This is a genomic window from Atribacterota bacterium (assembly GCA_028717805.1).
In the GTDB taxonomy this organism is placed as follows: Bacteria; Atribacterota; Phoenicimicrobiia; order Phoenicimicrobiales; family Stramentimicrobiaceae; genus Stramentimicrobium.
The window spans coordinates 1-10,916 of record JAQUNC010000004.1; the positions used below are offsets into that span (position 1 = coordinate 1).

General features: G+C 32.1%; 9 protein-coding genes. 3 read left to right on the forward strand and 6 right to left on the reverse strand.

Annotated features, from left to right (window positions below):
- The 6 genes from PHD84_01585 to PHD84_01610 form a co-directional block, all read right to left on the reverse strand.
- The coding region (locus PHD84_01585) for a 2-dehydropantoate 2-reductase N-terminal domain-containing protein (GenBank protein ID MDD5636499.1) at positions 1-124 on the reverse strand (124 nt) is incomplete at its 3' end.
- Positions 125-151: 27 nt separating this feature from the next.
- Positions 152-982 carry a creatininase family protein gene (locus PHD84_01590; GenBank protein ID MDD5636500.1) on the reverse strand — a complete coding sequence of 277 codons (831 nt, stop codon included), beginning with the start codon at positions 980-982 and terminating at the stop codon, positions 152-154.
- 65 nt (positions 983-1,047) lie between these two features.
- Positions 1,048-2,973, reverse strand: coding sequence for a TRAP transporter permease (locus tag PHD84_01595; protein ID MDD5636501.1), 1,926 nt, complete (start codon positions 2,971-2,973; stop codon positions 1,048-1,050).
- Positions 2,974-3,037: 64 nt separating this feature from the next.
- Positions 3,038-4,012 (reverse strand): TAXI family TRAP transporter solute-binding subunit, encoded by a 975-nt coding sequence (locus tag PHD84_01600; protein MDD5636502.1) that lies wholly within the window; start codon positions 4,010-4,012, stop codon positions 3,038-3,040.
- Positions 4,013-4,314: 302 nt separating this feature from the next.
- Positions 4,315-5,085 carry an IclR family transcriptional regulator gene (locus tag PHD84_01605; protein MDD5636503.1) on the reverse strand — a complete coding sequence of 257 codons (771 nt, stop codon included), beginning with the start codon at positions 5,083-5,085 and terminating at the stop codon, positions 4,315-4,317.
- Between the two features lie 710 nt (positions 5,086-5,795).
- A complete protein-coding gene (locus PHD84_01610; GenBank protein ID MDD5636504.1) occupies positions 5,796-6,725 on the reverse strand; it encodes a methyltransferase domain-containing protein in 930 nt (309 codons plus the stop codon).
- Positions 6,726-6,988: 263 nt separating this feature from the next.
- Between PHD84_01610 and PHD84_01615 the strand changes: the two genes are divergently transcribed.
- The 3 genes from PHD84_01615 to PHD84_01625 all read left to right on the forward strand — a co-directional run bounded on the left by PHD84_01615 (position 6,989) and on the right by PHD84_01625 (position 10,907).
- Positions 6,989-8,248, forward strand: a complete 1,260-nt coding sequence (locus tag PHD84_01615) for a hypothetical protein (GenBank protein MDD5636505.1) — start codon at positions 6,989-6,991, stop codon at positions 8,246-8,248.
- 304 nt (positions 8,249-8,552) lie between these two features.
- Positions 8,553-8,837, forward strand: coding sequence for a hypothetical protein (locus tag PHD84_01620; protein ID MDD5636506.1), 285 nt, complete (start codon positions 8,553-8,555; stop codon positions 8,835-8,837).
- Between the two features lie 69 nt (positions 8,838-8,906).
- Positions 8,907-10,907, forward strand: coding sequence for an alpha-1,4-glucan--maltose-1-phosphate maltosyltransferase (locus PHD84_01625; protein MDD5636507.1), 2,001 nt, complete (start codon positions 8,907-8,909; stop codon positions 10,905-10,907).
- The last annotated feature ends 9 nt before the right edge of the window (positions 10,908-10,916 follow it).

The following is a 10,916-nucleotide window of genomic DNA, read 5'->3' on the forward strand; positions in this document are numbered from 1 at the left end:
TACTATTAATGGCATCTACATGTTCTTTCCAGATATCCAGAAGTAAGACCTTATTTCCTGCTTCTGCCAGCAATCCTCCAAAGAGAGAACCCATGGCACCGGCACCAACGATAGTAATTTTCATATATTTTACTTCTCTCTATTTTTTTTCTTATACCTTTTCAGTTTTATGATGATCTTTTCTGTTTTTAATTTTTCTATTCTTTATTTCCTTTATCAATTGAACTAAATTGTCAACCACTGCATTAAAAATAATTTCTCCTTTTTTTACACTAGACAGTGTGGCATCCCCTACTACTCCACTCTCAGAAATTGTAGACCACCATGTTCTCATGCTTACTGGTGATGGTCCTATTGTATCGATCCAATGGTATTTTGACTTGCCAAATCCTATTTCTTTAACAGCTTTATCCATTTTAACTCTATCTTTTGCTAAATATAAATATACTGATGTCTCCATTTCGCATGCATGGGCAATCCCGCCAGGCCATTCAGATTCTCTAACCTCTGCAATTTCTTTTTTAGCTAAATTATAGGATATGAATGAACCGCATATTGCATTAGTTTCCAAAACGGTTCTCCTTGCCGCATCCTCTAAATAAGGAGCATTAGAACCATGACCATTTATAATTAAAATTCGACGAACGCCATGGTGTGCCAGACTTTTTGTAATATCTAAAACAAATTCACTTAGATGATTACCAGTTACACTTAAAGGTCCCGGAAAATCAATATGATGCCAGCAGAATCCATATGGTATGAGATTTAAAAGTAAAATATCTTCCGGAACCTTTTCAGCTGTTGCAATACACATTTGTTCTAAAATAAAACTATCAGCATCAATCGGGAGATGCTTTCCATGTTGTTCTATTGAACCAACGGGAAGAAGAGCCACTCTATCCTGTGCAATGATTTCATTCAACTCTTCCCAGGTATAGGAATCATATCTATAACTTTTTCCATACTCTATTTTCTTTAACATAATGAAACTCCTTACTAAATAAATATCAATTTTGTTGTCATTTTTTCCGTATCAATTATAAATACTTAATCAATAGTATTTTCTTTGTCGACATAAGATACTTTTTTATAAAACAATAGGAATAACAAAAATATAACTAAACCAAAAATTTTGCTATAAAAATTGGGTGGAAATAAACTTAGAGATGCAATTCCTGTCAAAACTCTTCCTCTCATTGTGATATGCTTATTGATATATCCTTCTAAAGTTACGGCGAGTAGAGCTAATGATAGTAGTGAGGTAATTAAAAACCAAAGGAATACTAGTATATTAGTATTATGTATCGTAAATATTATTGGTGTATAAACAAAAAGGAAAGGTATGACTATCATCCCAATCGCCATTTTAGCTGATTTAAAACCCGTTAACATAGCATTTCCCCCGCTTATAATAGAGGCTGCATAAGCAGCCATGCAAACTGGTGGAGTAACATTAGAGGTTTGGCAAAACCAAAATACCAATAAATGAGCTACCAATAAAGGTACGCCTATTTCAACAAGGGCGGGAGCAGTTAATACAGAACCAATAATATAAGCACTTGTTACGTTTAATCCCATGCCTAAAATGTAAGCAATAATTCCCACTAAAATAATTGTTAATAATAAATTGTGTTGGGACAAGCGAAGAATTAAGGAACTCATCCTTACACCAACTCCAGTTAAAGTAACAATTCCCATTATTATGCCTACGCAACCAGCAGCTGATCCCATAGCTACCATATTTTTTGATCCACGCTCAAGAGCAGAAATTGTTTTTTCTAAAGTAAAACTTGTTTCTCTTCGGAAAAAACTCACTAATACCATCAATACAATACATACAAAAGCTGCATAAAAGGGCGTATATCCCTTTATTATTAAAACAACTAGAGCGACAATTGGAATTAGTAAATAGCCATTCTCCTTTAAAAGCTTAGGTAAAGGAATTATCTCTATTTGAGCAACTCCCTTCATTCCTCTTCTTCTGGCTATGAGATCTACAAAGAGATATACTAGAGAAAAATACATTAAACCTGGAATGATAGAAACTTTTACAATTTCTAAATATGATATACCAACAAAGGAAACCATCAAAAATATTGCTGATCCCATTACCGGAGGTAGCAATTGTCCACCACAGGAAGCAACTGTTTCTACTGCCCCGGCTTCCTCTGGGGAATAACCAGCTTTTTTCATTGCCGGAATTGTGAATACTCCTGTAGTAACAACATTGGCAACTCCACTTCCACTTATTGAACCAAACATTCCACTCGCAATAACTGCAGTTTTTGCCGGACCGCCTGGTTGTCTACCGGTCAATGCATTGGATAAATCAATAAATAGCTTCCCCATACCTGCAAAATCAACAAATGCTCCAAATATGACAAACATAATAATATAAGTTGAAGAAAGTCCAACAACATTACCAAGAATCCCTTCAGTACTCATATAAATATGATTAGTAAAGTATTCTAATGTACATTTAGGAGCTGAAAAATAACCGGGGATATAATGACCAAAAAAATTATAAATTATGGCCACTATGGTTGTTGTAACCAAAGGCCATCCCATAGTTCTCCTATTTGCTTCTATTATTACCAAAATCAGTACTATACAAAAAATATAATCAAACAAATGTAATGGATCCACATAAGCAAATCTAGTTATAAACCTCTGGTGATTGATTAAAATCCACCCCAAAGATAGTAATGAAAATATTATTAAAATTACATCAAAAATTTTTACTTGATCTTTAATATTTCTTTTAAAAGAATATAATAAAAAAGTTAAAACCAGTACAAATATTAAATGAATTGCTCTTTGTATATATGTTGGAAAGGTACCAAAAGCCGCTGTATAAAGCGATATTAATGACATTATTACTGCAATTATTTTTGAAGTAATATGCCAAGTTCCTGTTAATTTGCGAATAGGACTTTCCATAATGCTTGTTAGTTTTTCTTCTTTTTGAACCATAGAGACTCCTTTATCTATACAGGGAAAGGAGTTTTTTAATCCTTCCCCTGTATGAAAAAATAAACTACTTCATATACCCTTTTTCTTTGAAGTATTTCTCAGCTCCAGGATGCAGAGTTGCACCTAAATTTGCCCAAGCGGTCTCGGGATTAAAACTATTAAAAGATTTATTAATTGAACTCAGGTATTCAGTATTTTCACATATTACTTTAGCCATAGCATACACTATATCATCTGGTATATCATCCCTTACAAAAAGCACAGCAGGCATACCTACTGTTTTAATATCCTTATCCTGACCCTCATAGGTACCGGCAGGAATGACTAGCTCTTGCATCCCATATTCTTTTAATTCTTTTATTACTATTTCATCCAATCCAATTAATTTGGAGTCTCTACTCATAAACATATCAATAAAAGTAGCAAAAGGAATTACGTTATGGGTAACTGCCATATTGATATGCTTATCCTTATACTCAGAGGCTTCTTCAACCGAACTTATGTATTTAACCTGTCCTCCCCATTTATTAATATCATCAAGGGTAACTCCTAATGCTGCTAAAGCTTTTACTGTTATCCAATTCTCTGCATGTCCTACATCGGTAGGAAAGATTCTTACAGGATGTTTCATTTCCACAAATTCACCTAAACTATCAAAGGGTAGCTCTTTAGCAGCAATAATGTGATAATACATTGGAAACAGTAATGCAACAGATCTAAGATTATTATTCTTATGCTCAATTGTAAAAGGATCTTCACCTCGTTCTAAGGCAACTAAAAATGATGAATATGACATACCGGCACTCATTTTACCCTGACTTACTAATAAGGGGTTTGAAGAACCTCCACCTGGTTTAGCAAAAAATATATTTTTACCCAATTCTTGATTTAGAAGATCACTAATTGCATTAACAATCGGGAACCAACTACCACCCACACTTCCTCCAGCAATAGTAATTTCCTCTTGTGCAAAAGAAATTTGGGAAAAAATAATTGAAAAAAATAAAATTGCCACGAGTATTCTGTAAATTTTTATCATTGTTTATACTCCTTCTTTTTTTGTTTCTCTTAATGATTACGAACTGTCATCATACTTATCTAAATTTATCACCTCCCGAAAAGTTTATTTTGAAATATATCAAAATTATTTTAAAAAACTTTTGAAAATAATTTTGATTAGAGAAGACCTTCTACCATGCTTTAATAATCTTAATAATAAATGGATTTAATAAAATTCTCATTTCTAATTCATTATGTATTGAATGTTTAATGCCAGATGTTGATTTTAGTTAATATTTTAATAAGATTTTTAATATATGATTTTTTATAATAAAAGATTGGTTACTTATAACTTGATATATTTTTAGCATAACTAAGCAGGTCATTAATTATAAAAGGCATTTGATCTTGACTAAATCTCACGGTAGGAATAGCAATACTCAAAGCTGCGCAGACTTCATTTAAATAATTTCTTACTGGAACTGCGATACAATTTACGCCTTTTACATATTCTTCATGGTCAAATGAGTATCCCTTTTTTCTTATCTTCATAAGTTCATTTAATAATATATCTTTATCGGTGATAGTATTAGCAGTAAATTTTTTTAATTTTGTTCTTTTTAAATAAGCACCTATGGTATCTTCATCCAAAAAAGCCAATAAAAGTTTTCCTAAACCCGTACAGTAAATGGGATGCCTGGAACCAAGTTTCAAATCTAATTTTAATGTTGTGTCACTCTCAATCTTGTGGATATAAACTATTTCATCTTTCTGCAATTGTGCAAGGTTAATTGCTTCATTATATTTTTTTGCTAATTTTTCCATAAAAGGCATGGCACGTTTAACAATTTCTATGTTTTCAACAACAATTCTACCTAATTCAAAAATTTTTAAACTAAGTTTGTATTTACGATTTTGCAAATTCTGATCTATCCAATGCAAATCAATTAAAGTCTGCAATAATCTGTGAACAGTGCTAATATTTAATTTTGTTAACTTACTAATTTCAGTAACACTTAATTCTGGTTCTCTCCCTGCTAAAGCTTCAATTATTAATATGCCACGTTTTAGAGATTTAACGGAATAAATTGTATCTTTTTTATTTTTCATCATAAAATATTTCACTATATGAAATATAGATTTTATAATATGATATTAAAATAAATTATACCATTGACTATTTTTTGTGTCAATCATGCCTTTATCGATTCTTTGCAACTTTTTGTTTACTTTAAAATTTTCTGGTTTTAGAGCTAATCTATGTAAAAATAATAATAATTGTTTTAAAATGTTTTTATCATAATCTTATTTTTTTAATTAAAATATTCAATACCATGGATTAATCTTAAAATAAAAAGCAGTAATAATCTTATTGCCATTTCAGCATGCTCCTCTCCAGAATATTTTCCTACTACTACATAATGATCCTCTGATTAACTAACCGTCAATAAAACTATTTATAGAAGTATTAATACATTAATTAATTAGAAGTGGATTATTTGAGGATTGTTCAAAAAAACCTATTTATCTATTTTTTATTAAAACACGATCGGAAACTAAATCCATATTGAATGCTCTTCAATGGTCCAAATTTATCCATAATATAGACAGAATAAGTTGTCAGTAAAAAAGAAGACTAAAGAAGTGTTGAAATAATAACCTATCTAGACTTTGGTTAAAACGGATTATTTGCCTATTATAGGGAAGTGAGGAAAGAAAACCATTCTAACTTAAATCTATAGTGATATGAGGTAGGGAAAGCATATTTAGATGTTCCTAAACTATGAGCTTTTTTGTTGTTCCTTTTTGCCAGTTGAATCATATTATCTTTTCTTCTTAGTGCCCATAATAGTTTTTTTAATTTGTTTTTTTGCGGCAACAATAGTCAAATCCACTGTTATCTGCTTCATTTCAAGATGCCGTTTCTGTTTTATATCTTCCTTATTAATACTCCAGGAGAGCGGGGTCATCTCTATTATTGGAATGAAATCATCTCGTCTGAGCTTCCATTTATATACCAGTTGTTCCTGGCTGATAATGTTGAAATTTTTCCCCAGTAAAGCAATGACCTCTTCATTAGAGTATTCGCGTTTTTCTTTTTTTGTGTAAAATATTTTTCTAATTTCCTGAAGATAGCTTGAGCCAGGTAATACTTTAATAAATAATTCCGAATCCTTGAGAATTCTTTTAAACTCAGCATAATTAGCAGGAGATAAGATATTAATAATTATATCAAATTGCTGGTCATTCAAAGGACAATTAGCGAGATCTGCAACAAGCCAGATATTTCCTGGATAACTTACAGAAGCAATATGTATACCTTCTCGGGAAATATCTAAACCAATCCCAATAAACTTAAGATTTGACTTACTGCTCAGATAGGATAATAGACTGACCAAATTGGTGCCTTCTCCACAACCTGCATCAAGTATTCTAACTATTGTTTCTGTTTTCTTTTCCTTTATTTCCCTTATAATAATGTCACCTATCCGCTCTATCAGTGCCTGGAAAAATCCTTGCCGGGTAATAATTTTCCTGGAATTTAGCATCTGCCTATCATATTTAGAACTAATAGAATGCATTAAGAGATTAAGATAGCCCTTTCTGGATAGGTCAAAACAATGTTTATTTAAGCATAGCAAAGAATTGCCTTTCAGTAACATCTGTTCTGAACAAACCGGACAACGAAATATTTTTATGTTCTCTGCAATAAATCTTTTTGCTAACTCTATCTTTTTTATATGTTCTGGCATCAGATATTTCCTGTCTAATTTTTACTATTCTATTTCTTTTTTGATATATAGTCTAATTTTTAATCCATTTCTATTCTACCAGACAGAAATAAAATACAATTTATATAATTTATTGGAAAAATATGAATTATCTCATTAAGAAAATATACTTTTAAGAAAATAAAAAAATATTTAAATTTAATAAAAAAGGGGTATCTTTATTTTTATTTTACTATAAAAAATAGTACAATAAAAAAAGATAAAAAAATAAAAAGGGGTAAAAAATGAAAAATAAAGCTTATTGGTTGGTATGTAGTATATTTATTCTGTTTTTTGCTATGTATTTGATCATTTTTCAATCTTCAGTTAACGCCCAGGAATTTTCGGCTCAAATCAAGATTGAACAACCCGAAGAAATCTATTATTATGATTATTTTGTGAAAGATCATTTTTATCGGCTAGAAGGCAAAGATAGTAACGAAGAACCAATAGTAATCATTGCTAACCGCCAGATTGATTCTTATCTTGGTCTACACCCGATTATGAAGTTTTATATGGAATTTTCTAAAGAAGAGATATTTTTATTTAATCCCATCATTGGATGGGAGATGATTACAGACGGATACCAGGAAGAGAAAACTGGTACAGAAGTTATTGCCGGATTTGAATGCGAAAAATACGTCTATAGCAGGCAAGGCTTGGATGAGGCAATTGAAGTCTGGTACTCCCCAGAATTAAAACAGAGAATAAAAGTGGTTGTTCCACTGATCAATGCTAATAAGAGCATTTTTGAATTACTGGATATACAGATTGGTAACCAGGATGATGACAAATTTTTAGTTCCTGCAGATTATATAAGAATGGACTCTCCTGCCGAGCAAATACCGACAAACAAAACAGAAGAGAGTGTTTCAATCATCTCAGAAGAGTTTTCTGGAATGACAGAGGTTGAAGCTCCAGTAGGAAGAGTATTAGGATCAGGAAGTTTATTGCAGATAAAGGTTATCCCTGGTTTGGAGAAAAACTTAGTAATTGAAAATAAAGGTGATAAAGATGCCTATGTTACAGTAATCCCTATTCGAGAAGGAGAAGTTATTAACGAGGAAATTATTGAGAAGGCAGTTTCACCAAAAGGGAAAATCAAACCTTCCTTTAGTAGTAGCCTGAAAATTAACAAAATTGAAGTAAAAGTACAAGAGGGTACCGTTCAAATAGTGGTAATTCAAGAATCGCATTTTACGGATAAAATTGAAAGAAAAGAATATTATCTCTTTGAAAATTTTGGACAGGGATTATTTTTCAGTGAAGACAAAGAGGTTCAGTTGACCATTATTGGTGATAATGAAAAATCAGCAATAGCTCAGGGTGAGGTCACCTTCTTTAAGGGAGAATATCAGGATCCTATTGAAACAATAGAATTTTCACTTGAAAAAGGGGAGATACAGCAATGGGCTTTTCAGCCAGGAGAGATTAAAACAGTGGATATTGTTACTGGAAATTCCAATGGCGGGATAAAAATAATTTTTGAACAATTTAATCCTTAAAAAGATATCTATAAACAATAAATAGGATTATTATTTCATAAGATAAAAGCTCTTAATTTTGAATTGGGGGCTTTTTATCTTATAATATTATATAACAAGTAAAAGCAGACAAATTGTCATTGGACAAGAACTGGAAGAGTAAAAAATAATTCACAAGTTAAGACATACAAATAAATAATTAAAATATTTGACTTTATATACCATGCAAAAATCACACTACCTTACCATACTACTACAGAGGCTAAAAGTTACCATATATAATATAATTGTATGACTATATAATAATAATGAAGGAGGATAAGAAATGGTTACTAAGGGTAAAAAAATTGATATCTATCAAGAAGCTCCAACCGTAGAGCAGTATTTTTATCTGCATAATGGGACGCCGATAAAAAGTTTAGCCGAATTAATTGATCAGCTGATTAACATGGAACAGGAATTGTTTTGTTATCATGTCCATTCAAAAAATAATGATTTTGCCAACTGGATACGCGATGTATTCGGCGCAAAAGAATTAGCAAGAAGAATAAAAATGTCCCATTCTGCTCCAGGAATGTTAAAATCAATAACCAAATATCTGGAATCGTAAGTTATAGTTCAGGTTTGGGGAAACTAAACAGAATAATTAGCAGAATCAATAGAAAGGATTTTAAAAATTATAAATTTAAATACACTTAATGGAAAACAGCGGGTTGTCATTGAGAATGTACAACCAGAGATTAACCATGGCCAATTTGCCATTAAAAGAATAGAGGGGGAGAAGGTAAAAGTTTCTGCCGATATCTATGCTGATGGGCATGAACAGGTTCAGAGTTATTTACTTTTTCGGAAAAAGGAAGAAAAATATTGGCAAAAAAACACCATGGAGTTTATAGTGAATGATTTCTGGCAGGGAGAATTTACTGTTAATGAGCCTGGTATTTATGAATATACTATAGAAGCAATGGTCGACCATTTGACTACTTGGTGGAAAGATATTCAAAAAAAGGCAACTGGCAGTGATAATCTGACAGTTGATTTAAAAAACGGTCTTTCCCTCTTAGCTGAAGTTGTTCTTAAGATTGAAGAGGCTGATAAAAAAGTTGCTATTCAAAAGCTCATTACCCTTATTCAAAGGGGTGAAAATCAGGAAGAAATAATAAAATTATTAAAAAAAGAATTGAACAAAGAGTTCCTCAAAAAATATCCTTTGCCCAATCATATTACACATTATGATAAGAATCTAAGAGTAATCGTAGATCGAAAAAGAGCTGGCTTCAGTGCCTGGTATGAACTATTTCCTCGATCCTGTTCTTCTAAACCAGGTGCTCATGGTACTTTTCGTGATTGCTTGAACTGGATTCCGGAAATCGCTAATATGGGATTCAATGTTCTTTACTTTCCCCCTATCCATCCTATTGGGGAAACACACCGTAAGGGAAAAAATAATACTATTCTAGCAAATTCAGATGACCCGGGTAGTCCCTGGGCTATTGGCAATAAAACAGGTGGGCATATAGCTATCCATCCCCGGCTGGGAAGACTGGAAGATTTTCAGGAAGTTATTAAAAAAGCCCAGGAATATGGGATGGAAATAGCCTTAGACCTTGCTTTCCAATGTTCACCAGATCATCCTTATATCAAGGAACATCCAGAATGGTTCCGCTGGCGAGTTGATGGCACTATTCAATATGCTGAAAATCCACCCAAGAAATATGAAGATATTGTCCCTTTTAATTTCGAAACTGAAAACTGGCGAGGGTTATGGGAAGAACTAAAAAATATTGTAATGTTCTGGATTAAACAGGGAATTAAAATTTTTAGAGTAGATAATCCTCATACCAAACCATTTCTATTCTGGGAATGGTTAATAAATTTGGTAAAAAAAGATTATCCTGAGGTAATTTTTTTATCAGAAGCCTTTACCAGACCAAAAGTAATGTATCGATTAGCCAAACTCGGTTTTACTCAATCATATACCTATTTCACCTGGCGCAATACCAAGCAGGAATTAACAGATTATTTAATTGAATTAACTCAAACCCAGGTAAGAGAATATTTTCGTCCCAATTTTTGGCCTAATACTCCGGATATTCTTTCTGAATACTTACAAACCGATGGTAATCCTGCTTTTATTATCAAATTTATACTAGCAGCAACCCTGTCTTCCAATTACGGGATTTATGGGCCGCCCTATGAACGATTTATTAATAAGCCTTTACCAGGGAAAGAGGAATATTACAATTCTGAGAAATATGAAATTAAAAACTGGTTATCAGAAGAGGTAAAAGAAAATATCAGAGACCTATTCGCTACCATTAATCGTATTAGAGAGGAAAATTCTGAATTCCATCAAACTAATAATATCCAGTTTTTACCAGTAGAAAATAATCAGTTACTTTATTTCGCCAAATTTAACGAGGAAAGAAATAATGCCATCTTAGTAGTCATTAACTTAGATCCTTATTATACCCAATCCGGATGGGTCAAAGTTCCTTTGTATGAACTCGGCATTCCGCCAGAGCAATCTTTTTTAGCTCACGATTTATTGGGTGGCGGACAATATGTCTGGCAAGGTGAATATAACTATGTAGAGCTAAATCCCTATGTATTACCAGCTCATATTATAAAAATAAAAAAATATCTCAAAAGAGAAAATCAATTCGATTATTTTAACTAGGAGGAAGAA

Coding starts and splice junctions, on each gene's coding strand:
- PHD84_01590 (MDD5636500.1), bottom strand. CDS start 982: ATGTTAAAGAAAATAGAGTATGGAAAAAGTTATAGATATGATTCCTAT.
- PHD84_01595 (MDD5636501.1), bottom strand. CDS start 2,973: ATGGTTCAAAAAGAAGAAAAACTAACAAGCATTATGGAAAGTCCTATT.
- PHD84_01600 (MDD5636502.1), bottom strand. CDS start 4,012: ATGATAAAAATTTACAGAATACTCGTGGCAATTTTATTTTTTTCAATT.
- PHD84_01605 (MDD5636503.1), bottom strand. CDS start 5,085: ATGATGAAAAATAAAAAAGATACAATTTATTCCGTTAAATCTCTAAAA.
- PHD84_01610 (MDD5636504.1), bottom strand. CDS start 6,725: ATGCCAGAACATATAAAAAAGATAGAGTTAGCAAAAAGATTTATTGCA.
- PHD84_01615 (MDD5636505.1), top strand. CDS start 6,989: ATGAAAAATAAAGCTTATTGGTTGGTATGTAGTATATTTATTCTGTTT.
- PHD84_01620 (MDD5636506.1), top strand. CDS start 8,553: ATGGTTACTAAGGGTAAAAAAATTGATATCTATCAAGAAGCTCCAACC.